A 25,142-nucleotide genomic window follows, 5' to 3' on the forward strand; every position below is an offset into this window, starting at 1 on the left:
CACCTCTTTTGCTTCGCGTATCAGGATGTCTCCTTCCACTTTCCAAGAACTATGTCCTGTCCATTATCCTCTATAAACTCATGATCGGACACCCTTATCATGGAAATTTCTGCTGGTCTGTCTATGTATTTCATCAAAGCCGAATCCATATTAATGATTGAACCAACCATATAAAGGTTGACATTATCTGCGTTATTGCTGTATTCATCATCTTCATCTCCGGCCCAGAAGCTCCATCCGCTATCCTCTTCATTTCTTGGTTCGTCTCTCCTCATGTAACCAACACGATAACCATCCTCTGTAATCCTCTTGGAAACAACAGCATATTTTCCCATTATAGCCTTACGCTGAATCATTTCTTCATAATATTTTTTATGTTCTTTATACTCTGTAATTTCCTGCTCTGTAGGACATTCATCAGTATCGATATCCCCAATTGCCTTATCAAATATCATCTTTTCATCCGAATTTAATCTAAGAATAGTGGCCAGACAGAGCACTTCTTCTTCGGTTGCATCTACGTAGGTCTTTATTTCTTTTGCCAAATTATTCCCATGCTGATCATATATATAAAGAACAATGCCACCATCATCATAAATGTATGCCTGGGCAGCCCCGAGATTAGTCTCATCGTTGTAAAACACCATGAATGAAGGCAATTTCTCGTTAACGTACCAATCAAATTCTGTGCCGTTTTTTCCATTCATATAAAAAACGGTGCCATTATCTTCCAGATCATCAAATGACAAATCCGGCAGCACCTCTGTAATACTCTTATGTATTATACTTTCTATTTCACATAATATTTTGTGCATGAATCGTCCTCCTATAATACGCAAGAACCGCCTGATCAAGCCGCTCAATATATTCACTGTATTCTTTTGGAAAATCACTTATCTCACACATGTCGTATGGTGAAAAATGATAGATCATAAGCTTCAAAAAACTCTGATAGCTCACACTGATCTGTTCCGTCAGTTCCTCGTTATAAAAAGACTCTTTCGTCAAAAGAACAATACTGTCATATAATTCCCGGAAAAGCTCCTCAGAAAAGCTACTCTTATCATTCAATGAAGAAATGAGACTTCCGTCCTCACAGTTATAGTTTTTTGAAATTATTTCCAATGCTTTCTCTGTGGTCATCGACACCTCTTTCTTATTCCGAAACGCCCAAGTTCCCCAGAATAATCTGCGTTTTGATATCATGCTCAATACCGTCTATTGTTATATAAGCACATAATTCAAAAATATCCGGTTCCCGTTCCAGCTTATTCCCATGGATATCCATAAAAAAGCCTGCCTCATGCAACTTTCCGTCTTTTCCCGGCGCTAACCTGCTTTTGTAGAAGCCAATATCCAATTTATCTTCTACAACAGGACAATTTCCGACCGTAAAACACTTTCCGTTTCGCCATAACGAATCCGAAATAATCCATGGCCCCAGCAAATAGTTATTCTTATCTATAGAAAAAATAGGATTCTCAAGTTCTTTAGTGCAAAGGTTCCCAATCAAAACAATATAGAAATCATCCTCGATCATCGGAAGATTCTCAGCCTTTTTTATTATTTTGCCATACAAATAAACATCTTCCGGCAAATGCATTGCAAAGATATCCCCCGCTTTTAAGCCAGGCTTCATCTTGCGCTTTATAGGCTTGATATATCTTTGTTCCTTGGGCAATGAAAAGAAATCATCTATCTCTCGCCTCTTTTGTTCAGGAATAGCATCCAGCATTGCCTTTTTCTTTATACTGTATGGATTTTCAAAACTATTTTTTTCCATCGTAATTCTGTCTTTCTCCAACCCACTGCTCCGGAGTTCATTCAATTCACAAACAACTCCCCAACCGAATACAACACTGCTTTTCCGGAAATAACAACTCGGTCACCTTGAACTTTACACTCCAAACTGCCTCCTCGTTCTGAAGCTTGGTATGCATGAATTTCTTTTTTGCCCAAGCGCTCCGCCCAGTATGGTGCTATCATACAATGCGCCGAGCCGGTCACAGGATCCTCATTTATCTTATCTTTCGGGGTAAAAAAGCGTGATACGCAGTCATACTCTTTTCCCGGAGCCGTCACACCTACGCCCTCACCTTCAAGAAGGATCACCTCTTCAAAATCAGGCTTCATTTCGCGGATCATCTTTTCATCTTCATAAACAAGCAAAAGGTCACGATCAATATATGCCTTTACTGGCTTAGCGCCCATCGCCTTAGCCATCTGCTCAGTGACAGGTACCTCATTAAGTTTATAGGCAGGAAAATCCATGACGATCTCATCCTGCTGCCTATGTATGAACAGATCTCCGCTCATGGTATGGAAAGTGAGCTCATCCGCATCCTTCTCATAGTAATTAAAAAGAACATACGATGTCGCCAAAGTCGCATGGCCACACAAGTTTATCTCTCCGCCGGGCGTGAACCACCTAAGATCATAGTTATCACCGTTCTTTACGGTAAACGCCGTCTCGGAGAAATTATTCTCTTTGGCGATATTCATCATAAGCTCTTCTGTTAACCACTCATCAAGAACACAGACTGCTGCCTGATTTCCATGAAAAAGTCTGTCTGTAAATGCATCAACAATGTATTGTTTCATTTCTCATCCTTATCTTTTGCCAAAAGAGATTTCAGCGCCTTTGCAAGTTCATCCGAAGGAACCGCGGATATCTTCTTGGCGTACTTGTTCTGCTTAAGCTCGATTTCTTTTAGTTTCTTCTTATCTTGGTTCTTCTTTTCCATGATCGTTGCCCTCCTAAATACTAGGATTCAAACACTTTTTTATAGCTTATCCCACCTTAGCGATCTCATGATCGATCAGCTCATATATCCAATCGCCAATCTCCGAGAACTCGTAGCCAAGGCTCTTCGCCTTACTTGTATCAAGACTCATGTCATTCAAAAGGCCGTTGTACGAAGCAGCATCGCCGTCATTACTGTAAACTGCAGCCTTGCCCGTTTTCTTTTCAATGTAAGCTATAAGCTCGGAAATCTTGATCGTCCCCCGAGAGCAGCCGTTAATCGGCCCACTCACTGCTTTGTCCGCCAAGAAAGCAAGGAACTCTCCCGCTTCTTTTTCATTGATAAAAGAAATCGCGAAGTCGCGATCATCCACATACATAGGAATACCATTCATTACATGCTCGACATAAAAGCGAAGCCTTCCGGTGTAATCATTCTCTCCCATAACAACCGGGTATCTCACAAAGACGCACTTATCCGCGTCCATAAATTCATAGGCAGCTCTCTCAGCCTGCCTCTTGGACTCGCCGTAATCCTGCGTTCTGTCCGTCCACACAAGCGGGTGCGCCGCCGCATCAAACTCTTTTTCATTTATGCAAGGCTTATCTTCCGCATAAACCGAGCACGTCGACATCTGAATATACTTATCGCACTTTATATTGGGCAAAAGAGCCTTCACATCATTTGAACTGTATGCAATCTTGTCGATCACAACATCAAAGCTGCTGCCTTCGACAGCTCTTTTGACACTATCGGCATCCGTTCTGTCCATGACGATATGCTTGACGCCGCCTTTAAAGCTAAGCTCGTTGTTGCCGCGTGTTGCGACCGTCACGTCGTGTCCCGCATCTATCAAAGCATTCACCATCGGAATGCCAAAAAATCTTGTTCCACCAACTACCAGTATTTTCATAATTACTTCAACTTTCACTTAAGTAATCTAAAGATTACACCATCTTATTTCTTTTTCTGTTTTCAACTAATATCTCAGCTTCTTTTTCGGTTATTTCTTTAAATCCACCATCTAAGCCAATAAACATCCTCAAAAGTTCGATATCCTCGACCCACTCCCCATTTTTATCAATATATTCGACGATATTTCCTTTTTTTCTCATTCCGCCATCGCCTATATCAAATTTGTAATATGTATACCTATCTTCGTTGACATTAGATGTAGTTTTGCTTGTTTTATCAAATAATTCTGTATTATCACTTTTTCCACTACGCGTCATCTCTAGCAAGCATTCACACGCTTCTTCTTCAGTAGCAAAGCTCTCTGAATGACAACGATTTCCCCTCTCAGTATCAGTTATAAAGAAAACATAGTTGCCACTTTCTTTACTTTTATATATCCCGAAAAGGTCCGGTATATTTCTCCACTGTCCGTCATTATATACAAATTCGCCATCCACATAGTACTTACGGCAGCCCAAGTAATCCATTTGCAATAGACCTTCTTTTTCCAATTGCATACTAAGCTCTTCTATTCTCATGTAATTATCTCCACATTACAGCACTTTTTCACTTGTTTATAAAGTGTTCCGGGGTGCGCATAATCCCTACTTCTGACTCCTTCTTTTCCTATTCATCGCCAATCTATTTGCTTCTTCTTCGGTTATTTCATCGAAATCTGTGTCTCCTCCAATGAATTTTCTAATTAAATTACGATCTTCAACCCAATTACCGTTTGAATCCAAGTATTCAAATATTGGTCCTGTTCTTCTCATTCCCCCATCTCCAATATCAAACTTGTAATATCTTGTTTTGAACTTTTCTATCTCCTTTTTCTGCTCTATTCTAATTCGACCTAAATCTTTATCAGCTTGTTCCTGATTCCGCTTAGTTTCCACGCCCATATATTCTTTTGCAATCTCTAAAACATCTTTGTCATTACCAAGTATCTCAAGCACAGTAATAGAAAAAATATTCTTTAAATCTTCATCTGCGTTTATAGAAACATCTTCAAAATAATCAAATATGTTTTTCAGTATTACTTTATCATTGTTTCTTTTTAGTAGTTCAATTACGCTAGGCATAATAGAATTTTCTATGAAAACCGTAGCCAATAATTCACCATTTTCTTTAATATGCCTTTCCCTCTCATTAGGTAAATTAGGTAAAAACAGAACCATCTTATCTATGAAGTTTTGTATATTCATATTATTTAGCTCCCCAATATTATTCGTATAATAACCCAAAGGACGAGGTCTGGGGCATTTGCTTAACTATGCCTCACTCATTTTTCTTTTATCAAATATTCTCTTGGCACCTGTTTAGTAAGCCATACTCCGTTCTTGGATAAATAAAACTTGTAGCCGTCATCATACATTTTTTTCGAAAGGACTTTATAAAGAACCGGTTTCCCATGTCGCTGCCCTACCTTCGTAGCGGTTTCAATATCCGACGACAAATGAACGTATAATCTGCTTTTGGGAATCAGTCCTTGCTCATCAATGCTTTTCTCAAATTTCTCTCCGGTACCATGCCAAAGAATCTCAGGCGGTTCGAGCTCATCCAATTCAACATCCACCATGATGGAATGACCCTGATTTGCTCTTATAAGCGTCTTATCCTCATTAAAGGAATACCTTTGCTTAGAATCGCTTGCCACTATTTGCTCAAGAATATCTTTATCAATCGGATACTCTTTTGCCATTCCTTCTATTAACTCATCTACATTAGCCCAACCATGCTCATCAAGGCTTATCCCGATTACTTCCGGCTTATGCCTTAAGATCAAACTAAGGAATTTACTTGTCTCTGTGTAATCCATTTCTACCTCCTGCGTATTATTCCGCAGCTTCTTCCAACCATTCTTTTAGCGCCTCTTGAGGATTTAATCTTAATGCTCTCTCCGTATTAGTGTAGTCCGGCGGCATAAACTCGGCATTAATAACGATATTTAATCGTTGTTCTCCTTGTCCAAACATACCTTTGGCGTCCAGATTGTGCATTACTTTTTCCATTGAATTAATTCTTAGTTGAACTTCTCTTTGCCTTTCTTCCGCGGTTTTCAACTTGTTCATTCTATCTATAAACACGTTCTTTACATCTTCAAAAAATTCCTCGCCATAAGCAAAATACGGAGTTTCCGAATAAGACCATTTTAAATAGTATTTAGCCTCTTCTACATCATCACTCTCATTTGCAACTCTCTCCAAAGCCTCCTTTGACCATGCCGAGATTATAGGACATAATCCTTCTCCGGTTGTTATAAGAGAACAATAATAAAAGCTTTCATTGTGTTCTTCAAACAGTTTGAGTAAAGCCTTTTCAGTTGCACTTTGAATGATCTCGACCAAATATTCATCAATTTCCAAATTCATTGCCAAACTCCATATCCATTATTTTCTTTTTCAAAAATTCAGCAAAAGAAGGAGCGTATAATGTTTTACTATAGAACTCATAAATCGGATATTCATTTTCTATCAATCCATTCGATAAATCAAAGTAAAACATTTCATCGTCTGTTTCTGAAATCACCAATTTATCCATAAAAGTAGGATCATTTTTTCTGCTTAGCTCATTTATATATACGATATCGCCTCCAACAACCTCTTCGAAATCAATCCCATACACACTATAAATCTCTTCTCCATACGAAGCAAAATCAACTATATCTCCCGCTTTCTCAATTATTCTTCTCAGATCATCATACATTTTCTACTCCAATCATAATAATTGTCCATTATGCACTCTGTTCTTTTTTATAAATTTCAAATACTTTTCTATCTGTACATGCGGACGCGTCGATTACTTTCTGATAATCGATAGGCAATGCCTTACCGATCTGTTCAAATAAAAATGGTTTAAAACATCTATGCTCTGACATGATAAAGATCACATTATTATTCCCAACATCGACAGCAAGCCCCATGTCATCATAAAAAGGCCCCATATCTGTAGTCAAAATTACAAGCTTCTCTACTGCCGACACGTCATAAACATATTCTTTTGAATTCACATTGGCGTGGATTTTATTATTCTCCATGTATAGTAAATCGTCATCCGTTTCCACTCGTATTTGGTTTGTCATAGTCGTAATACACTCTCTAATTATCTTTTGATACAGTTCCCTTTTTCACAGTCTTTCTATTCTTCATCATCACGCAAATCTTACATCTATAGCAGAATCATATAGCGGACAATCATATTTGAACATTATATCCATGATCTTATTCATGTCTTCTTCAGTCACGCTATAACAATCAAATCTGCAAAACTGCTTGGTTGTAAAAATCTCAATCGCAGCATCGCCCTTTTCATAATTCTTTTCATCGAGTTTGGTCCAATCGGAAAAGGTTGTGCTTACATCATTTAATATCTGCTCAATCGAAAGTTCCGAAACATAGTCCAGATACACTTCGTTCGAAAGGTTTTTATATGTCTCTGAGCAGCTGTTATTGGTATTTTTGTTTTCTTTCCAAAAGCTTAAGTCTCTTGCCATGTGTTTCCTCCCGGTTTCTGTCATTCTACAATGCAGCATATAGGAACGCTTTTATTATTTGTTTTTCTTTATATAATACACAAATACATAGAAAAAATAGTTGCAGGATATTAGTAATGGCCCTTCGAGGCGAACCTATTGGACCATTTTTTCCACTCCCTCTTAAGCAACCTGTACTCCAAGCGAGTTTTCATCTTTCCGTCATGCCACTCATAATCAATGTGTTCCGCTTCCTTGATAAGTCCGTTTTTGATCATGACCTTTTCGGAACCCACATTTTCTTTTAGACAACCGGTTGTAACTCTGTATACGTTGTCCTTGGTAAATGCAAACTCCAGAAGTTTCCCGAGCGCTTCGGATGTGTAACCATTTCCCCAGAACTTCTTGTATGTGAAGTAACCAAGATGAACTATCTTCCCAATCGGTGTTTCATCGACAACGGTATATCCGATGCTTCCCACCTGCTCATGCGTGTCTTTAAGTTCCATATGAAGGAAAAAGAACTTTCGATGTTCGCTCTTCATATCTGCAAGCACATCAGCGAAATCTTTTTTCCCCTCTTCTCGAGAACCAAGCTTAATGTCCTGCATGTAGTACATCGTTTCTTCGTCGGTTTTTAATTTGTAATAAGCTTCGAAATCCTCCTCGCAATAATCGCGCAGGATAAGCCTGTCAGTTGTCAGTTTGATCATTTAGTTTCCTTTTATATCTCTACCATTGGATTAATTACATACTCAATGGATTCACATTAGCTTTTTATATAATTCCTCAATACTATCTGCTAATCTTTTTAATTCCTCACCACCTATTTCCGAAGCAAAAACAGTACTACAGTTTTTGCTAAATTCGTTGTAATCAGCTTCATCTTGATACATTGGCGTAATCTGCAACCGGTATGTTTTTTCTTTACGGAAAAACCATGTCGCGCAGTCTAAAGATATATAAGCACAATACTTCTCTATATTATCTTTATCCTCACTATCATTCTGATAAATATCATTCAACATGACACCCAGTGAATGATCATAAATCTCCTGCGGAAGTTCCGGAATTCCCTCATCTTTGTAACGACGCACAATGTTGTACAACTCCAACAAATTATCTTTAAATATCATTGTTTTCGTCTTCTTTTTCAAATCCACCTATTCCAGTATTATATTTGAATAATAGTCAAAATCTTCAGCAGTATAGTCAACTTCCAGCGATAAGTTTTTTGTTCTGACCAATTCAACTCTCATGATAACCTCACAGCTCTTTTGCCATACATACCGCACCTGACAAATTATCGTACGGCGGATATTTCTCTATTTTGCTGTAACCGAGCTTTGTATAAAGTCCTACAGCGTCTTCCATTATCTCTCTTGTCTGAAGAATTGTTCTTTTGTACCCAAGCTCTCGTGCCTTATCTTCGATATATTTCATAATATCCTGAGCAATGTGTCGACCTCTATATTCAGGTTCTACCCACACACGCTTGATTTCAACGTCGCTATCCGAATAACGTTTGAGCCCCGCGCACGCGACTGCCGAATCATCCGAATATGCAATAAGCACATCGGGAATAGCATCAGAATTATTGTATGGTACAAAAGCCCTTCTGTTCTCTATTCCGCCAACCATCTTGCTGTAGTATTCTTCTGTCTTTTTATAAAACTCGCCAAAATCCTTGTTGCTTCCATCTGTCCAGTTAAAAACTATGTTGCTCATTAAATTCCTCTTTCCTAAAATACATTTCCTATCCTTCTTATTTATCATAAACCGGATAATACGGCTTTATATCAAGCACCGGAGTGCCGTCAACAGCATCAAGCCCCTTCAAGCCTGACACATACTCTTTTTCCAGAACAATACTTGAAGTATCCTCGCCCCAGGAAACATCTTTTTGTACTTTGCCTATTGGTGTCATTACTATCTCAGTCATTTTTGCTCCTCCTATTCCTTCATCACGCTAAATCTTCCCTGGAAATCTCAATAGATGGGTAGTGCTCTAATGCGGTCAGATCAGCATCTAGCGGCACAATGTAATCCATGTATAATTTATCCGGATTACGCTCTTGTAATTCAACAAGTTTTGCCTTTATCCTCTGTAAATCCTTAGACACATAAACAACTGACACCACTCCGGTTTTCTCAGATGTTCCATCGGCTTCTTCAACTTCGCCACATAAAATCATTCTTATTTCTTCCATGTCTTTTACCCTCTAAACGTATTAAACCACGCGCGCTCTTCGAAGCTCTTTTTCTCGGGGCCGACGGGCTCACTCTCAGCGACACCGACAGGGAGAATGCACACAAGCTCATAGTCATCGGAGCCGTTTCTGCAACAGGCGGTGTTACGACAGCATGAATCTTATCAAGGACTTCCGGATCGTCGACGCAGATCAGACTCGTTGTCTGCTTGTTACAGCCGGAAGGAGCCGCAAGTCCGGCCTCCATTATTTTCTTAAGATCTTCACGCGGAACCTTTACAGCTTGGTATTTTCCGCGATAGCTTCTACGTTTATTTATCACTTCAAAAAAATTCATAGCATTCCCTCCAAAACCGGACCGCTGCCCCGTCCCCGGGTATACGTTACGCGTGCGTTATTTCCTGGAACATAAATGCATTTTCTGAGGTCTCGTCAAAGAATTTTCCTCTGACAAAAAAAGTTGTATCTTCTTCGAAAACCTCGCTTTTATCATACCCTGTCACATCGTGCGGAGTAAAGCAAAGAACGGCATTCTTAATATCTTTTCCGAACGAAGCGATCACATCATCCAAAGGTGCGTTTCCGATAATCGCATGAAGGTTGAGCGTATCAGCGTCAATCTCAGCAATAGCATAGCTGTCCGTGCCATCAATATAGAATGTATTCTCCTGCATAAACTGAGAAAGATAAAACATATACAAGCCCGGATTATTTACCATGTAAAGCTTGGCGTTCTGCTCGGTACTATCCAGTATCCGGACCATCTTATCGAAGTCGCTCTTTTCCGCCATCGGCACAAGCTTTGCCGTTCTGTCATTATCAATCTCTACCGCTTTGCTGTACCGATATTCCTTGCTCTTTCGAAAGCCAAACTTGGGATAAAAATCAACTACCGAATCATTGCCGTAAAGATAGATTCCGTCTACTTTTCCTTCGTATTCCTCAAATACCTTTTCCATCAAAAGCCTTGCATAGCCTCTTCCTCTGTAATCAGGATCGGTCATAACCGTTCCCAGCTGTATCAGCTTTACAATCCTGCCGTCATAGTTCATGTCACAAGTATTCACTGAAATGTTGGATACAACTTTACCATCAACCACAACTGAATACGGAATGTAGTTGTCTTTCCAAAAGCCGTTCCTGTACCAGTTTTCAAAGTTCAATCCGCTGAAAATCTTACCGGCAAGTTCATTAAAAGAATTTCTTAGTGCTTCGTTATCTCTGTAATTCGTCTCTATGGTCATTGCTTAAGTCCCTCCGTCGTCAACACATATGTCTTTGTACATACTTCCTCGATGTACTTCCTGTCGTGCGAAATGCTGATGACCGCGCCGGGGAATGAAGCTATCATCCTGCGGATAACAGGGCCCGAAAGCGGCGAGAAATTTCGCGTAGGCTCGTCCAGAACAAGCACATTTGCATCGGAAAGACTCATCTTAAGAAGCAGCACTTTCGCTTTCTGTCCGCCCGAGAGCTCTCGGATCGGATGCTCTGTCTCATCTGCGGTAAACTTAAGCGAACCAAGATATGTCCTGATGCGCGTGCGTATCTCCTTATCACCGGTATCGTCCAAAAATTCCACCGGCGTCACGTCAAGATCAAGCTCATCCTCGTAGTTTTGCGGCATGTACTGAACCCTCAGATCACTCCTTGAAAGAAGCTCCTCCGCAATCAGCCTAAGAAGCGTAGTCTTACCGACTCCATTTGTTCCGATAATGCAGATCTTCTCAGGTCCTCTTACCCTTAAGAAAATGTCTTTTGCCAGCACCTTGGATCCGTCGGGCGCCATCAGCTTATCCAGTGAAAACTCGATAACCGTCTTACCTTCCGGCATCTTCGAATTCTCTTTTCCCAGTTTAAAAAAGATCGCTTCCTCTTGCTCCGGCATCTTGGTCATATGCTCATCCTGCCTTGAAAAGCGCTTCTCCATGGACTTTACCGCGCGCATCTTGTCTTTTAGCATCTTTCCGACTCCCGGCTCCTGCCTCGAAACACCTAAAAGCGCCCGCTCCACCTTGTCGTGAATCCTGTTGTATCTCTCATCGCGAAGCTTCTTTTCCTTGCGGTCGTTAATCGCCAGCTGCTCCTGCCTCTCAAAAGCCTCCTCCCTGTTCGCGATATAATGCTTGTAGTTGTCCTTCACAACCACGTAGCGGCTCTTGGTCTTTCGCATGATCTGCTCGATGTGGATTATCACGTTGGCAGTGTTTTCAATGAGCGTCTCATCATGCGAGATAAAAAGAACTATTTGTTTCCACCCATTTATCAGCCTCTCCAGCAGTTCGAGCGTACTTATATCGATGTCGTTGGACGGCTCATCAAGCAAAAGAACCGTCGGCTCGTCAATCAGTATTCTCATAAGCTGCGCCTTTACTTTTTCGCCGCCGGACAAGCTTTTCATCTTTTGATCTGCGTAAAAGAAATCTCTCGTAACCCGAAATTCATTTGCAAGCTCCGAAAGCTCTTTGGGTGTCTTGTCAAAAAACAGTTTGGCTTCCGAAAAATATTCGTAAAGCGTTTTTTCTTTTTCATTATCAGGGAGCTCCTGCGGCAAATAGCCCAAGATCTCGCTTCCGAGTATCCTCTCGCCTTCGCACTCCGCGTATTCATCCGCAAGAAGCGGATCATATATCCATTTAAGGAGCGTCGATTTGCCGTTGCCCTCTTCGCCTATGATCACAGCCTTGTCGCCGTCGTTTAGAGTAAGATTAAATTTATCAAGAATTACCCGCAGATCTTTGCGGTGCGTTATAGTTAAGTTTTTAATATTGAGCATGCGTCCTCCTGTCATGGCTGCCATTTACGGGTAGCAAAAAAGTCTATTTCGCATACGCAAAATAGACTCACACAAATAGGCCCACATAACTTATAGGCAGGAAATGCATGATAATCCAAATTAAGCGTACACAAAACAGCTGCTGTAAGCAGCCTCATCATTACTGATAGTGTTCACCTAAACTGAATTATCTTCTGTACATTCTTTCACCTATGCGCTAAGCGCTCTTTCTTTTTCCTATACTATATCAATATGCCACATAATAGTCAAAACTTTTTTCTTTATCATACATAACTCTACTTACATCTCGATCATCGCAGTTCTCATCCGGTTCGGTAATAAAATATCCATCTTCCGTAACGGAATTTTCGTAAGGATAACCTGCAAGATAAGCGTAAATATCATCGCCTTGCTTACTAAGGATCACACGATAATCATTCGTGATGGCATCATAATTTACATCCTGTGTCGTTATATAAAAAATACATTCATACACACCGTCAAAGTTGAGATCTGCATATGTTATATCCCGCTTTTCCGATGATTTACCTGCATCTATCACACCTTCTTTTAAAAGTTCACTAAACCGAATCTCTCCAAGGTCTTTGGCCCACCCAAGATTTACCACATTTATAACACTGTCTTTTTCCATGATCTCCGTATAGAAATTTGGATTGTTATCCGGATAAGTATATTTCTTATTATTCTGCTTAGGTACATCGCCGCTTATAACTTCATACATCTCAAGCGGATATAGATTATCACGTGAAAAAGCAGATACCCAAATTGCGCCGGGAACTACATCTTTTGCCGCTTTAAATTTGGTAATGGCCTCCCCTGTCTCCGGATCTTCATAAAAAGTAGTTCCGGAATATAACTCTTCTGTTGTAAATTCATTGTTATTTAAAGAGTATCGGGTATAATCTTCACCACCTGAAAAAGTCCAACGTAATATTATGCCGTTATCATCCGGATATGTCCAAATACCGGTGTGACTCGTATATAACACATCAATAAACTTGATCTCTCCGTCAGCAAATGTGTATACCCGCTTATGCGAATCCGCCTCTCCTAAGCCGCAGCACGCCAAAAGTTCCGGCGTACCGTCCTTGTCGATATCATATATCATGTATTCTTGAATAGGAGAACCGTCTTCATCCACTTCGTTAGTCTTAAGGAAGTCGGCATAGGCTTCCTTAAAATCGCTGTATTTTTTTCCTTCTACAGATGCTGTCACTTCCGACGATGCTTCTGATGATGCTTCAGAAGGCGCTTCCGAAACAGCTTCGTTACTTTCTTCGACCGCGCTTATATTTTCGCCCACTGCTTTATCCCCTTTAGCACAGGCACATAGCGCAAATGCAATAATAATTGTTGATAAAAAAACTCTTTTCCTCATTCTCTTTTCCTTTTATAAAATTTTATTTTTAGCGGTCCGCCAAACCCGTCCCCAACAGGCCATTGGCCAAAACAGCAAGACGCTGCGTAGCTCTGGATATAGCTGTGTACAGGCAATGCTTTCCGAGTTCGTCCGAAGGATAGGCTTTTGCATCGGCGTCAGCAAGGATTACATTGTCAAACTCAAGCCCCTTAGCAAGCGCCAGTTCAATAAGAAATGCGCCGCTTTTTGGCAGGCTGTCATTTTCAGAAATATTCTGCGGCGCTTTATCTCCAAGCGATTCCGCTATCTTTTCAAGGCTGTAACTGTTTCTGCATATAACCGCAGTAAGGCCGTCTTTTTTGCCGAATTCATCTATCTGCGCCTTTAGTTCCTCGTAGTATTTTTTTTCGGAATCACAGCTCTTAACAATAATCTCTTCGCCCAATCGTCTTACCGATGAAACCAGCATTTTCTTTTCATTCGGAAGGAGAGAAGCAAACATTTTAGTTATCTCGGGTGAGCTTCTGTAACTTGTCATTAGCGGAAGAAGCGCAAACTCTTTTCCCGCTGCCTCTGCCATCTCTTTTATCTGTGCAAAAGAAACTGTGCCACCCCGAATTGCCTGGAACTCATCGCCAAGCAGCATAAAACGAGCACTAGGAAAATATTTACCAAACACCATTAACTGCGCAGCTGTGTAATCCTGCACTTCGTCTATCATAACATACCGCACATTTCTGTCACATATACCTGTAAGCTCCATCTTGGTAAAGAGCCACTCAGCAGCAGTGATATACTCGCTTCCGAGGATTCTCTGCGCAACACGCTTGACGTTGATGAAACCATAACGCCTTATAAAGCTAAGCGCTCCGCCAAAATCGTTTTCAATGCGATTATCCTCAGCGGTATCGGAGTTTGCCGTGCTTTCGGACTCATCATTAAAGATATCCTTGTTTCGAAGTATGTTTTTCGCTCTTTCTTCAATTTCCTCCGAAGCTGTTTGGATCAGACGAACTCCCATCGGGAATTTAGAAAACTTTTTTATCACGGCAAACACGTCGCTCTTAGTCATCACAAGCTTGCCGTTATGAGTAATATCGTAAAAATCATCCTCTTCGGGACATAGCTTTAGCAGCTCGTCATGAATCTTCTGCAAACTTGCATCGTCCGTGCCGTCATATTCATTGTCAGCAAAAGGAACGCCCACTTTTTTCAAAAACTCATGCCATGTCAAAGTCGGCGGATTGGTCTCTCCCAGGTCCGGAAGGACGTTATCGATATAATCGCGAAATACGGGATTAAGTGTCAAAAGACATACCTGCTCTGGGCGAAGTGTCTTTCTCTTTTGATAAAAAAGATATGCTATTCTCTGCAAAAGAACCGAAGTCTTGCCGCTACCTGCAATACCACTGACCAAAAGAATCTGTACATCGGGATAACGGATTACCTTGTTTTGTTCTTTCTGAATTGTGGCAGTGATCGCCTGCATCTTGTCAGAGCGAGTCTGCGAAAGAGATTTAAGAAGCATCGGATCTTCGATCGCGATCTGTGTGTCAAAAAATGAAACCAGCTTGTCTCTGTTTATATCAAACTGTCGACGAAGCCTTAGATCAACAGGGATGGTCCTGTCATCAACCGTATAGCTTGTTTTACCGTTTTCCTGATTGTAGTAAACTTCCGCAATCGGAGATCTCCAGTCTACAACCATCTGATCGTAGCCGTTTTCCGAGATCGCCGCTCGTCCTATATAATAACTTTCAGGCTGACTTTCTCCTTCAAACAAAAGCTCTATCTTGGCAAAATAAGGTGACTCAAGCAGTTTATCAACTGTCTTAAGCCTTTTACCAAGGGAATTACTCTCAACGTTGTAGGTATCAATGTAACGATTCCATACCTCAATCTCTGCGAGAGTTTCCATTGTAGTCTCTATATCCGCATAATCAAAACGGATGTTGTCCCTGATATCGTTTTTGTCTTCAACCGCCTTCTCATTAAGGGCAGAGATCTGCTCCTCGAGATCTTTTTTAATTCCAAGCAGTTTATTATAGGTCGTCGTCAAATGGGTCTGTTCTTTTTCAAATATTTCTTTTCCCATGTTATTTCTCCGTTATTTAAAATAATTCATTTGATCACGCCTATATTGTCTCTCATTATTGATTAGTATGCAATGCAAGAGTTTTTAATAACGCTCCAGATCACAGAACTTGTACGCAAATGCGCTTAACATATCGCCGGGATCGTCTTTTCTGCTTCCCGGAACACTACACTCAAATTTTTGTATAGTCCAATCATCATTCGCTATAATTATTTTCACCGTGAGATCCTTATATTCGTTCTCGTATGGATCGGTCTCTGCATTATTAAGAGTTTCTATATGCTCGACTGCGTTTTTGATATCATTTATATATTCTATTTTCCGTTCCGTTAAAAAAGGAGTACATTCATCTGTCTCAGTATAGTCAAGGAAACTTACGCAATTAAAGTAAAGCTTATCACATGAAAAATCCACAACAGATGTTGTCGTATAACAAGGATCTCCGTCAACATCTACTTCAATAACAGCTAGCCTCATTGTTTTCAAAAATTCATCTGTGTCCTCTTTGTTCTTCGGAAGCCTCTTGATCATATCAAGATTATGCTCATTAAAATCCTCCATTTCATCCTTGTACCACACACATCTGACCGAATAGATTCTGTTCCCGTAGTCACTGAGCTTGGTAAGCGAATCTTTTAACGGATCCATGCAGATGTATTCCCCGTCACGGCTTCCGACGATCAACACAAAATGATGATAGCTCAAAAGAGATTTTCTATGGACCTTAACGATAGGATATCTGCCATTTGACAGACAATCATCTATATACTCGGCGTTTCCATGGCCGTAAACATCAGCATGAAATCCGGCCAGATCGTCAAGCTCGCCCCACAGCATATTTCCTTCATCATCAAATACATTTTCATTCGACAAATAAACCGCAAGCTCTCCGGGATCCATGGCTCCTCCGGTCTCTGAGATCGCAGTTGCGATACAAGTTGTTATGCATCCGGACGATCCCATTGTATATTCGGAATCACCGAGATGAATATCCTTCCATGCCGCGTCATCCTGGCGATAGCTTACTAAGCCCTCAGAAACAGGATAGTCTTTACTGCATTTCACGTTTACACCACCACGATTTTTGTACACTTGCGTACCTACAACGATTGCCGTTAGGCATAGTATGCCGATAATTATAGTGATGATCGGTTTCTTTTTATTCTTCAAAACAATCTTTTTTCCTTCCTCCAACAATCCCCGCAACCTTTTATTTCCTATACATCGCAATCTCTATGCTGTCCATGTACTGGCAGAGCGAGTGATTGAACTTCTCGTAATTGATATTTTTAAACTCGTCCGAAACCTGAGCGACGCTTACATCAACCGCTTGCATCTGATTGTAGAAAGTGATCATGATGGGAGCCTTGATAATATCAGACATTCCGCGAATAGTCAGATTCATGGTCTCAGGGATATTCATGATATCTTCTTTACTGTTGATTTTAATCGGCGAACTCGCCACAAGAATTTCAGGATTACTGTAAAAATCATAGACGGCTGAAACACCTTTTTGAATGTGCTCCCAGCCAACCTTATAAGTCAGATCCCATCTTGAGAGCACCCATCCGTTTTCTTCCTTCGCAGCTATCAATTCCATACTTTTTTCCTCCTTTATCGACCGTTAATCTCTTTAACTATCAAACAATCAAGGAGTCAAAGATGTTGCAAAGGTCATTTACTTGCACTGCTGTCGCCGAAATATTGCATAAGCATCAGTACAAGCGCTCCGCCCGCAAGTATTCCGTCAACGATTCCCGCAGGAAGAAGGAACATCATAAGTGCAAGTGTGATCGATGAGATTATCACTGAAAGCGCAAGGCCCCACATTCTGTTTTTCAAAAGGCCCACAGCGCCTATAACTCGCAGCACTCCGAATATGACGCCTGCTACGATCATCAGATTTAAATTCTCTCTGAAATACTCAAGATTAAATCCGACAAAAGAGCTTTCGCCCGCCCCTGACAGCATAGCCGGTATCATCATTAGTGAACACAAAATCTCCATGAATCCGCCGTGGATTATCATTAGTATCGCTGCAATCTTATACTTTTTCATACTATCCCCTTATACTCCCATTTTATTCCACACTGAAATTGTCAGTCTTTAAATCGCTGTAAAATCTGCCTTTCTGCGCAGTAAATTTAAGGACGCAGTAATCACGATCGGTGACACCGCCCTTGTAATACATGGTATCGCCCTTTCTCCAGATCTCGTTCTTGATCTCTTGATCGGTCAAAACCTCCATCGTTCCGATAAGCATAACCCCTGTGTACCTGATCAGTCCTTGGTGAAAAAAGTACAGACTCGCCTTGGGATTATTAAGAAACTGCTGAACCCTCATTGACGAAGTGTTGGTGGAAAAATAAAACTCTTTTAACCCAACCTGTTTTCTGGGCTTAAGCATCGCTTTGATGTTCGGAAACCCATTCCCATCAACCGAACCGACAAGCGCAGCCCTCTGTTTACTGACAAACTGTTCAATCTTAGCCTTATCCATTTTTTACCCCCTTAGCCCCTATAAAAATGAATTATATTTCTTTCACGCAATCTCTGATTGCTTTAACCACCTCACTTGTTAATTCCACGCTCTCGTCTTCCACTTTTTCTTTCACATGATTCCACTCATCATCAGGAAGCGAGAAATCAAACGACTTTTTAAAGTTCTCGGAAGGCATAGCTCCTGTTATAACTTTGGTCAATACCATTGCGACCAGATAATCCCCGACAGCCGACGCATGCGCTCCGTCGCGATAATACAGATCCGCATTCGAAATATCTTTAAGCTCGAACTTCGCATGCTCCCACACTTCTCCGACGGGCGCCAGCAGCGATTCCTGCCTAAATGCGATCTCTCTGTATCTTCTGTTCATCTCAGCCTGGTTCTCCGGCTTCTCTTTTTCCGCCCAAGTCTCAAATATAATCGGCGTCGTATCAACCTGCCTGCAAAGTTTTATTATCCTATCAACGTTTGCTACCGTGTCCTCTTTTGGCGGCATCGGATGTGCCTGCTCCTGGATAACACAGAAGTCATAGCCTCCGTGAAGAATATTAAACCTTTCAGAGAAATATTCCTCTTCCATGTGCCACTTAAGCGACCTCCCGGAATAAGCCAGCATAAAAACCTCGGCCGGTTCGCCCGTAACGTCTTCAATCATCTGCTTTACCAGCTGTGGCATGTCATTCATATATGTATGGCTGTTGCCGATAAATAAAATCTTCATTGCAAAAATCCCTTTTTTCCGATGAACATCCGGTCACTACAAAACCCACTGCGCCGCTTGAATAACTCCAATTTTCATGTATTCCCCTTTATTAAACTCTAATCATGCCGGTTATCAGTATTATCGCGCCTATGACCATCCCTACAGCAAAAGAGATTCCATGGATCATGATGGATGAAATATCTGCGCGCTTTGCTGAGCCATTGATCACATTTGCCAAAATGAAGTATCCCAAAGTCCAATTTCCGTACCATGTTCCCAGCATGAACGGTGCACTGTCACGGCATCTCAGCTGCATTATCACAATCAGTCCTATAATGGAATAAATAATGACCGATCCGCCCACAAAGCTCTCTGTCCATCTATAAATCAATGAAAAGATCATATTTGAAACTGTGGCGGATATGATCGCGAACACCGCTATTGCAACGCTATTTATCTTTCCGTCGAGATAGATTGTTATAAAATACAATCCCAGGCAATTTGCTGCCAAATGGAATAAGTTTTCATGTAAAAAAGATGCCGTTATATATCGGTAAAACCGGCCTGCGATCAGATCAAATCCCTTACCGCATAAATACTTGTTCATACTTATGAATCGCCCGCATATAAACAATGCAATCCACAGTCCAATAATAAAATACACCGAAATGATGCTGTTTTTCACTTTTTACTCCTGAGCGATACCTTTTGATGACTCATCTCCGCATCAATGATTACAATCCAGCGCCCACGCAAACGCCTTCGCGGTCCGTATCTCTGCTTCCTTGAAGTGATTTCCTTCATTCCACTCGAGCGTGCAATCTACGCCTTGCTTTTGCAGCAGGTCAAAAGATATTTCTATACAATCCGCGACAGTTGCCATAACGGGATTTCTTGTCTTCGCCTCGCGATCTCCAAGGCTAAGATAAACCTTATCCGCATGGATGGAGCGTGATTTCATATGATCAATAAACCCCGGAAACCATATAGAAGGCGAAGCTGCTGCCACTGCAGTAAAAAGATCTGTCTCATACGCTGCCCACAGAGCAAACAAGCCTGCCAGCGAGTATCCGCCGATACAGTATTTCTTTTGCCTACCAATATCATTAAGCTGCTCCAAGACTTTTGCCAGCATTTCGTCCGCGAAGCCGCCAAAGGCCTCATCTCCAAACACTGCCGGCGCCTTCCATGGCGATAGCTCTTTATTCCAGTCATCAACCTTGAAGGCGATCAAAAAGAAATCTTCTCCCGCGTTCTTTCGGATATAAGCAAGCTCTTTTTCCAAGCCCAAAAGCTCATGGTCGCCGATCATCTGAATCAAAACATTCGTCGAATTTGGATTCCCGTATTCATAACGTTCCATATATTCATCCCCGCTTTTTTAATTATACAATATTTGTGCCTTTTTAATGAGCTTTTAGGGTGATATGATATATGATAAAGGTGTCAAAAGTCAAAAAGCGTACATGCTTGCATGTTATGCTTTTTGACTTTATGACCCGAACAAATATGAGAAAATAGCAATTTGCATAGCAAATTAGCGGTTTTCGAATATTTGTAGAATTGCGAAAATGACATAAGTCATGGAGCAATTCGTTTATCATATATGTCAAAAGTCTAAAAGATATAAAATAAACCATGTCGGAGGATCATCATGTACTATCTTATCAAGAACACACTTGAAGAATGCAGCGCAGAGCAGTGCCACGATGCGGGATTTCCTTATGTTGCCGTTCTTACGCCGGAGCAATGGCTTGCTCAGAGCGAGAATTTTGACATGGGCATAGATCTTGATATGGAAAACGATGAGATCCTTACAACCAAGGCCGAAGTAAACTACGACTCGTTAACCGGAACCTTCTGCATTCCCGTGCAGTCGGCGTGTACCGATGAGCCTGAAAGTTTTTCTTTTGCCCTGGATGAAACCGGAATTATATTCATAGATAAAACAGACAGCGCACTCAAGCTCGTTAAGCAGATCCAGCGAAACAAGAAGTGGCGCAAGCCTTCACTTGAGAGATTCCTCTACGATTTTCTTGAGCAGATAATTCACAACGACCTTCTGATCATGCAGCGCTATGAGCGCGAACTTGACGGAATAGAAAAAGAGATCATGACTGATGCCGAGGAGGCTCACATCCAGCGAAACAACGAAATTCGCGGCGATATAAGAGACCTTCGTACGCACTATGAGCAGCTCCAGGATCTTGGTCAGGAGCTTGAAGAAAACGAGAACGGATTCTTTGAGGAAGACAATCTCAGATATTTCCACATGTTCTCAAGCAGGGTTGACAGGCTCTACGACGCCGCAACCCACCTTAGAGATTACACCATCCAGCTTAACGACCTGTATCAGTCTCAGCTTGATGTTAAGCAGAACCGCATCATGACGGTCCTTACCGTGGTAACAACAATCTTCATGCCGCTGACACTCATCGTTGGCTGGTACGGAATGAACTTCAAGTACATGCCCGAGCTCACCTGGAAGTTCGGATACCCCGTGATCATCGGCTTAAGCCTGCTCATCGTTGTCGGCAGTCTGACTTTCTTTAAGATAAAAAAGATCCTGTGACGGAGCTTTTACTCTTCGTTTGATATTGCTTCGAAAAAAGCTCTTGAAATATTTGCAAAACGCTTATGGTATCTTCCTTTGCCATATCCCGCCAGGTAGCCTCCGGTTCTATGAGTCCCTGAGGCTGTCTCTATCTGAATCTCCATCGCTGACCCATCATAAGCCTTAACTTCGGGAAGTTCTTCAGGCATAGACATAAAATCATTTTGACCAAGATCTTCCATTAGCTTATCCCAAGCATCTTGTGATATCGAATACTCTTCTTCCAAATACTCATCCGGAGGAATCTCTCCAGAAAAGACATCAATTTTGTTGTCAGAATATGGCTGAATTTCATATCCCTTAACCTGAAGATCATCGGTAAGTATATAAAACGATACTCTATCCACATCTCCTCCGGTAGACATATATACAACCCTGGTAACTCCGGTAAGCGGCTCCTTAGAAACTGCGCCGCAGCCCGCAAGCTGCGCTATCAGTAAAAAAGATATTGAAAGTACTGCGATAAGCTTCTTTGAAATCTTGTTTATCATCTTATTTGTTCCCCTTTTCTTCTTTAGTTCTAAATTCATATACTTCCTGAAGCCACATTGGTTCCGAATCTATACTGTCAGCCATTTTTTCGAGAGTTCTTTTTCCTACTCTTCTGTCGAGAATGGCAAACATCCATACCGACATATGCGGTGCAATTGTATCTGACTCTTCCGCGGAGCGAATCGGCAAGCATTTCGTTCTCCAGATATTTCCGCATTCCGCTCCAGGATTTTAGTATTTTCCCCATGCTTTATCTCACTTTTTAAGCCAAAAGCCCGGCCAATAACACTCTTTGTAATGCTTTTCTGCCGGCCATTCGTATCTGAAGTAATCTCGATATGATTCGTTATCTTTAAATCGTATCAGATCATCCATTTGAATCTCACTGAACCAACCTTCGTAATATTTTGACTTAGGGCCACCCATGCCGCAGGGGGTATGACCTTCCGTCACATGACACCACCATGTAAAACCCTTTATGGTTTTTCCAATAACATTGCAAAAATCGATAAAAGCCTCGATATCATCAGGTGCACATATCATATCAATCCAGCCGTCCCCCACTGGTTGAACCATTAACACCTCAAGATATTCTTCAGGTGTAATTATCCTAACGTAATTTTCATCCTTAAAAAAATCGTTTTCGATCCATTGGTATTCCTCATACAATTGATTATCAGCGTTAATTCCCCATTTATAGACTTCTAATGGTCCAAACGAAGCCTTTGTCATCAAAACGATTTTTCCATTTTCATCTTTTTTGGGCGAATACCTGTCATAAAACCAACGCCCTACTTTCTTTTGGTCCATAGTTATATCTTTATTCTGCAAAATTCGAGTTATTATTTATAACTCTCAAAAGCATCCTTTCTACTTCCGCGAATCGCGAAAACAATGCACGCGCCGATCGCAACACCTAATGTATTTAAAAACAAGTCATCAACATCCGTATGTCTTCCGATGCAAAACAGCTGTGTGAGTTCTATAAACAAGGTGAAACCGGCGCCGGCTTTAATAGTTTTTTGGATAGTATCAAGTCTTTTAAAACATATCGGCCACACGATTCCAACAGGGATGAACATCGCGATATTTGCGATAATGTTCATAAGCCAACCATCATAACGGTCTACTAAGAAATAAAACGGAATGATACTGATCATATCATTGATATCTTCTTCAAGACCTAGCTTTGTTGTCTGAATCCTTCCATTTTCAAGATGAAATTCAAAATATACATACCTGGCTATTACCACGATGCATACGTAAACCAGAAGCATCTGTAATTCTCGTTTAAAAGAAAAAGTGTTGGTTTTCACCGCAACTATAAAACGCGAAATAATCCATATTATTGTTATAAATAGAAACATCTGAAAATATGTAATCTCAATCATTGTGTCACTCTCTTTCCTGTTCAACTACTACTGATTCTCCCATGGAGCAATCTCCGTTAAGCCACTGCCATTTTTCGTGCAGTTCTATTTTCCCGTTATCTTTAATGGTCGGTACACTATGGCATTTACCCGCGCGAATTTCGTCATAGATATTTAAATGCTCATAATAAAAATCTATCTCGCCGGCTTTATTAACCTTTCCGACCATGAATCCCGTCTTTATTTCCCCACCGGAGTATTCAGCGAAAAAGTCAAAGTCTTTTTGATTATAATGAAAAACAGTATTTCCGTCCACCTCACCATTTTCGGAATTGATCAAAGGAACGAATTTTCTTCCGTTATAATCTATGTCTGTCATATTACGGGCTAATTCTTTTTCCATTACCTCGTACACGAGGATAGCGCCATTTTCAACAGGATATTTACAATGATCAACTGTTTTATATCCTCTCTTTATATACAATCGGCAAGCCGGTAATGATGCATCCAAAACAGCATTTGAATAATTTTTTGATATATCTTTTTCCAAACAATCCATGATATATGTTCCGTATCCGTTCCCTTGATATTCAGGAGCAACATATACTCTTGTGATATGGTTGTCCTTGTAGCAACCGGTGCCTACGCAAGTTCCATCAACAAAAAGAATTCCAACCAAGCCGGCCTCGATATCTTTTTTAATATTCTCTTTGCAATGCAGGTCACTGAAAAAATCAACAACCTCTTTGGGATAATACTTGGGGTAAGTGATTTTTATTGAGGTCTGAACTATGTTTAATACTTTTTCCAGATCTTTGGTTGTAGCGGATATATATTCTTTCATATATTCTTTTGTCCTTTATTTATAATAAACAGCTACCTCTTTCGAGATAGCTGTCCTGATTTATTTCTTTTTGATCGGAATCCACAGTTCACAGAATATTTCCGGTTTGGTTCCGTCATAGTAAAGTTCGTAGTCCATCTCTGCGGAAGCCTCGTAGCCCATCTGCGGCAGAAACTCTTTATAGAATTTCACCCAAGTTTTTGCGATACAATCGCCGTCTTCTCCAACACAGTCAAAAACCACATATGTACCGGGATTGACATCCCAGATGCGGAAGCCTTTTTTCTCAAGCTCCGCCTGATCGAACTCAGCGGTATCCTCGTCGATAATGATTCCGATACCATAATCGAAGGTATCTTTTCCTTCTGTAGTCGGACTGCAGAGACCGTAGAGGTCGCGCTTTCCGTCCTCCCTAAGCATAAAGATCGGAGAAAGCAACTCTTTGCTGTTGCACTCTCCCCAGAAGTCCGCCACATCGTGGTTGGCTTCATCGTTAATAATTCCATTACTAAATTCTCTTACCAGCGCAATAAACTTCTTTTCTTTCGTTTGAACAATTCGATAATCCATACTCTTACCACCTTTCACGGATATAGTAATCGTAAGCGGATTAAAAAGCACAAGCTTGCCGGCGTCATCTCTGGCTGTTTTCGGCGCGACACCATGAAATCTTGTAAATGCTTTGGTAAAGCTTTCCGGCGTCTCGTAGCCATATTTCATTGCCAGATCAGTGATCTTCGCATCGGTCTCCACAAGCTCTTTTCCCGCCAAAGACAATCGGCGGTTCCTGATATACGCGTTGGCCGTTAAGCCGGTCACGAAACTGAAAGCTCTGTGAAACTCATAGCTCGACGTGTGCACCTGCCTTGCTACATCTTCATAGTTGATCTCCTCGAGAAGATGCTCTTCCATATACGTGATGGCTTTTTGTAATGCTTCGATCCATTCCATGCTTTTGTTCTCCTCCTTACACGTCCATTATGG

At 41.1% G+C, this 25,142-nt stretch carries 38 protein-coding genes; 1 reads left to right on the plus strand and 37 read right to left on the minus strand.

Going from position 1 to position 25,142, the window contains the following annotated elements; all coding sequences use genetic code 11:
- Positions 1-20 precede the first annotated feature (20 nt).
- The 30 genes from D6856_RS02715 to D6856_RS02855 all read right to left on the minus strand — a co-directional run bounded on the left by D6856_RS02715 (position 21) and on the right by D6856_RS02855 (position 20,201).
- Complete coding sequence (locus tag D6856_RS02715; RefSeq protein ID WP_120685612.1) at positions 21-815, minus strand: immunity protein Imm33 domain-containing protein; 795 nt, start codon at positions 813-815, stop codon at positions 21-23.
- Complete coding sequence (locus D6856_RS02720) at positions 796-1,143, minus strand: Imm41 family immunity protein (RefSeq protein ID WP_158588800.1); 348 nt, start codon at positions 1,141-1,143, stop codon at positions 796-798. Before D6856_RS02720 ends, D6856_RS02715 begins: the two co-directional genes overlap by 20 nt.
- A 13-nt stretch (positions 1,144-1,156) precedes the next feature.
- A complete protein-coding gene (locus tag D6856_RS02725; protein ID WP_147367792.1) occupies positions 1,157-1,783 on the minus strand; it encodes an Imm26 family immunity protein in 627 nt (208 codons plus the stop codon).
- Positions 1,784-1,824: 41 nt separating this feature from the next.
- On the minus strand, positions 1,825-2,601 hold the full coding sequence (locus D6856_RS02730; protein ID WP_120685615.1) for a PhzF family phenazine biosynthesis protein: 777 nt from the start codon (positions 2,599-2,601) through the stop codon (positions 1,825-1,827).
- Positions 2,598-2,744 (minus strand): hypothetical protein, encoded by a 147-nt coding sequence (locus tag D6856_RS15130; RefSeq protein WP_158588801.1) that lies wholly within the window; start codon positions 2,742-2,744, stop codon positions 2,598-2,600. The genes D6856_RS02730 and D6856_RS15130 overlap by 4 nt, the downstream gene beginning before the upstream one ends.
- A 46-nt stretch (positions 2,745-2,790) precedes the next feature.
- On the minus strand, positions 2,791-3,657 hold the full coding sequence (locus D6856_RS02735) for an NAD-dependent epimerase/dehydratase family protein (protein WP_120685616.1): 867 nt from the start codon (positions 3,655-3,657) through the stop codon (positions 2,791-2,793).
- Between the two features lie 34 nt (positions 3,658-3,691).
- Entirely contained in the window at positions 3,692-4,237 is a 546-nt protein-coding gene (locus D6856_RS02740) for a hypothetical protein (RefSeq protein ID WP_120685617.1), read from the minus strand.
- A 66-nt stretch (positions 4,238-4,303) separates the two neighbouring features.
- Complete coding sequence (locus tag D6856_RS02745; RefSeq protein ID WP_120685618.1) at positions 4,304-4,903, minus strand: DUF7674 family protein; 600 nt, start codon at positions 4,901-4,903, stop codon at positions 4,304-4,306.
- Positions 4,904-4,980: 77 nt separating this feature from the next.
- A complete protein-coding gene (locus D6856_RS02750; RefSeq protein WP_120685619.1) occupies positions 4,981-5,517 on the minus strand; it encodes an RNA 2'-phosphotransferase in 537 nt (178 codons plus the stop codon).
- 16 nt (positions 5,518-5,533) lie between these two features.
- A complete protein-coding gene (locus D6856_RS02755) occupies positions 5,534-6,070 on the minus strand; it encodes a DUF4303 domain-containing protein (protein WP_120685620.1) in 537 nt (178 codons plus the stop codon).
- A complete protein-coding gene (locus tag D6856_RS02760; protein WP_120685621.1) occupies positions 6,054-6,404 on the minus strand; it encodes a hypothetical protein in 351 nt (116 codons plus the stop codon). Before D6856_RS02760 ends, D6856_RS02755 begins: the two co-directional genes overlap by 17 nt.
- A 28-nt stretch (positions 6,405-6,432) precedes the next feature.
- Positions 6,433-6,735 carry a hypothetical protein gene (locus D6856_RS02765; protein WP_243108332.1) on the minus strand — a complete coding sequence of 101 codons (303 nt, stop codon included), beginning with the start codon at positions 6,733-6,735 and terminating at the stop codon, positions 6,433-6,435.
- A 114-nt stretch (positions 6,736-6,849) separates the two neighbouring features.
- Positions 6,850-7,191, minus strand: coding sequence for a hypothetical protein (locus D6856_RS02770; RefSeq protein WP_120685622.1), 342 nt, complete (start codon positions 7,189-7,191; stop codon positions 6,850-6,852).
- Positions 7,192-7,301: 110 nt separating this feature from the next.
- The gene (locus D6856_RS02775; protein WP_120685623.1) at positions 7,302-7,883 is read right to left on the minus strand and encodes a GNAT family N-acetyltransferase; all 582 of its coding nucleotides are present in this window, start codon (positions 7,881-7,883) and stop codon (positions 7,302-7,304) included.
- Between the two features lie 51 nt (positions 7,884-7,934).
- Positions 7,935-8,306, minus strand: coding sequence for a hypothetical protein (locus D6856_RS02780; protein ID WP_120685624.1), 372 nt, complete (start codon positions 8,304-8,306; stop codon positions 7,935-7,937).
- Between the two features lie 130 nt (positions 8,307-8,436).
- A complete protein-coding gene (locus tag D6856_RS02785) occupies positions 8,437-8,898 on the minus strand; it encodes a GNAT family N-acetyltransferase (protein ID WP_158588715.1) in 462 nt (153 codons plus the stop codon).
- Between the two features lie 37 nt (positions 8,899-8,935).
- Positions 8,936-9,112, minus strand: a complete 177-nt coding sequence (locus tag D6856_RS02790) for a TrmO family methyltransferase domain-containing protein (protein ID WP_120685626.1) — start codon at positions 9,110-9,112, stop codon at positions 8,936-8,938.
- A gap of 22 nt (positions 9,113-9,134) precedes the next feature.
- Positions 9,135-9,380 (minus strand): hypothetical protein, encoded by a 246-nt coding sequence (locus D6856_RS02795; RefSeq protein ID WP_120685627.1) that lies wholly within the window; start codon positions 9,378-9,380, stop codon positions 9,135-9,137.
- On the minus strand, positions 9,343-9,717 hold the full coding sequence (locus D6856_RS02800) for a nitroreductase family protein (RefSeq protein ID WP_120685628.1): 375 nt from the start codon (positions 9,715-9,717) through the stop codon (positions 9,343-9,345). The genes D6856_RS02795 and D6856_RS02800 overlap by 38 nt, the downstream gene beginning before the upstream one ends.
- A 46-nt stretch (positions 9,718-9,763) precedes the next feature.
- A complete protein-coding gene (locus tag D6856_RS02805; protein ID WP_120685629.1) occupies positions 9,764-10,624 on the minus strand; it encodes a GNAT family N-acetyltransferase in 861 nt (286 codons plus the stop codon).
- Positions 10,621-12,156: an ATP-binding cassette domain-containing protein gene (locus D6856_RS02810; protein WP_120685630.1), complete on the minus strand. Its 1,536-nt coding sequence runs from the start codon at positions 12,154-12,156 to the stop codon at positions 10,621-10,623. The genes D6856_RS02805 and D6856_RS02810 overlap by 4 nt, the downstream gene beginning before the upstream one ends.
- Before the next feature lie 247 nt (positions 12,157-12,403).
- Positions 12,404-13,480, minus strand: a complete 1,077-nt coding sequence (locus D6856_RS02815) for a hypothetical protein (protein ID WP_147367793.1) — start codon at positions 13,478-13,480, stop codon at positions 12,404-12,406.
- 103 nt (positions 13,481-13,583) lie between these two features.
- Positions 13,584-15,632 carry a HelD family protein gene (locus D6856_RS02820; protein ID WP_120685632.1) on the minus strand — a complete coding sequence of 683 codons (2,049 nt, stop codon included), beginning with the start codon at positions 15,630-15,632 and terminating at the stop codon, positions 13,584-13,586.
- An 84-nt stretch (positions 15,633-15,716) separates the two neighbouring features.
- A complete protein-coding gene (locus tag D6856_RS02825) occupies positions 15,717-16,802 on the minus strand; it encodes a hypothetical protein (protein ID WP_147367794.1) in 1,086 nt (361 codons plus the stop codon).
- A gap of 40 nt (positions 16,803-16,842) precedes the next feature.
- Positions 16,843-17,232 (minus strand): hypothetical protein, encoded by a 390-nt coding sequence (locus D6856_RS02830; protein ID WP_120685634.1) that lies wholly within the window; start codon positions 17,230-17,232, stop codon positions 16,843-16,845.
- Between the two features lie 74 nt (positions 17,233-17,306).
- Positions 17,307-17,690, minus strand: coding sequence for a DUF2127 domain-containing protein (locus D6856_RS02835; protein WP_120685635.1), 384 nt, complete (start codon positions 17,688-17,690; stop codon positions 17,307-17,309).
- Between the two features lie 22 nt (positions 17,691-17,712).
- Positions 17,713-18,132, minus strand: coding sequence for a pyridoxamine 5'-phosphate oxidase family protein (locus tag D6856_RS02840; RefSeq protein WP_120685636.1), 420 nt, complete (start codon positions 18,130-18,132; stop codon positions 17,713-17,715).
- Between the two features lie 31 nt (positions 18,133-18,163).
- The gene (locus tag D6856_RS02845) at positions 18,164-18,856 is read right to left on the minus strand and encodes an SGNH/GDSL hydrolase family protein (protein ID WP_120685637.1); all 693 of its coding nucleotides are present in this window, start codon (positions 18,854-18,856) and stop codon (positions 18,164-18,166) included.
- Positions 18,857-18,947: 91 nt separating this feature from the next.
- Positions 18,948-19,445, minus strand: a complete 498-nt coding sequence (locus tag D6856_RS02850; RefSeq protein WP_120685638.1) for a rhomboid family intramembrane serine protease — start codon at positions 19,443-19,445, stop codon at positions 18,948-18,950.
- A gap of 120 nt (positions 19,446-19,565) precedes the next feature.
- On the minus strand, positions 19,566-20,201 hold the full coding sequence (locus D6856_RS02855) for an esterase (RefSeq protein WP_120685639.1): 636 nt from the start codon (positions 20,199-20,201) through the stop codon (positions 19,566-19,568).
- A 291-nt stretch (positions 20,202-20,492) separates the two neighbouring features.
- Here D6856_RS02855 and D6856_RS02860 point away from each other — a divergent pair, with 291 nt between their 5' ends.
- Positions 20,493-21,410: a magnesium transporter CorA family protein gene (locus D6856_RS02860; RefSeq protein ID WP_092250682.1), complete on the plus strand. Its 918-nt coding sequence runs from the start codon at positions 20,493-20,495 to the stop codon at positions 21,408-21,410.
- An 8-nt stretch (positions 21,411-21,418) separates the two neighbouring features.
- Here D6856_RS02860 and D6856_RS02865 read toward each other — a convergent pair whose 3' ends face one another.
- The 7 genes from D6856_RS02865 to D6856_RS02890 form a co-directional block, all read right to left on the minus strand.
- Positions 21,419-21,943, minus strand: a complete 525-nt coding sequence (locus tag D6856_RS02865; RefSeq protein WP_120685640.1) for a hypothetical protein — start codon at positions 21,941-21,943, stop codon at positions 21,419-21,421.
- Between the two features lies 1 nt (position 21,944).
- Positions 21,945-22,088, minus strand: coding sequence for a hypothetical protein (locus D6856_RS02870; protein WP_158588804.1), 144 nt, complete (start codon positions 22,086-22,088; stop codon positions 21,945-21,947).
- Positions 22,021-22,191: a hypothetical protein gene (locus D6856_RS15535; protein WP_442861330.1), complete on the minus strand. Its 171-nt coding sequence runs from the start codon at positions 22,189-22,191 to the stop codon at positions 22,021-22,023. The genes D6856_RS02870 and D6856_RS15535 overlap by 68 nt, the downstream gene beginning before the upstream one ends.
- Positions 22,192-22,199: 8 nt before the next feature.
- Entirely contained in the window at positions 22,200-22,754 is a 555-nt protein-coding gene (locus D6856_RS02875) for a hypothetical protein (RefSeq protein WP_120685642.1), read from the minus strand.
- A gap of 32 nt (positions 22,755-22,786) precedes the next feature.
- Positions 22,787-23,221 carry a VanZ family protein gene (locus D6856_RS02880; protein ID WP_243114012.1) on the minus strand — a complete coding sequence of 145 codons (435 nt, stop codon included), beginning with the start codon at positions 23,219-23,221 and terminating at the stop codon, positions 22,787-22,789.
- 118 nt (positions 23,222-23,339) lie between these two features.
- Entirely contained in the window at positions 23,340-24,158 is an 819-nt protein-coding gene (locus D6856_RS02885) for a GNAT family N-acetyltransferase (protein WP_120685644.1), read from the minus strand.
- Positions 24,159-24,218: 60 nt separating this feature from the next.
- A complete protein-coding gene (locus D6856_RS02890; RefSeq protein WP_120685645.1) occupies positions 24,219-25,109 on the minus strand; it encodes an AraC family transcriptional regulator in 891 nt (296 codons plus the stop codon).
- Positions 25,110-25,142: the final 33 nt, after the last annotated feature.

Origin of the sequence: Butyrivibrio sp. XB500-5 (assembly GCF_003625505.1) — a bacterium.
Taxonomy (GTDB): domain Bacteria; phylum Bacillota; class Clostridia; order Lachnospirales; family Lachnospiraceae; genus Butyrivibrio.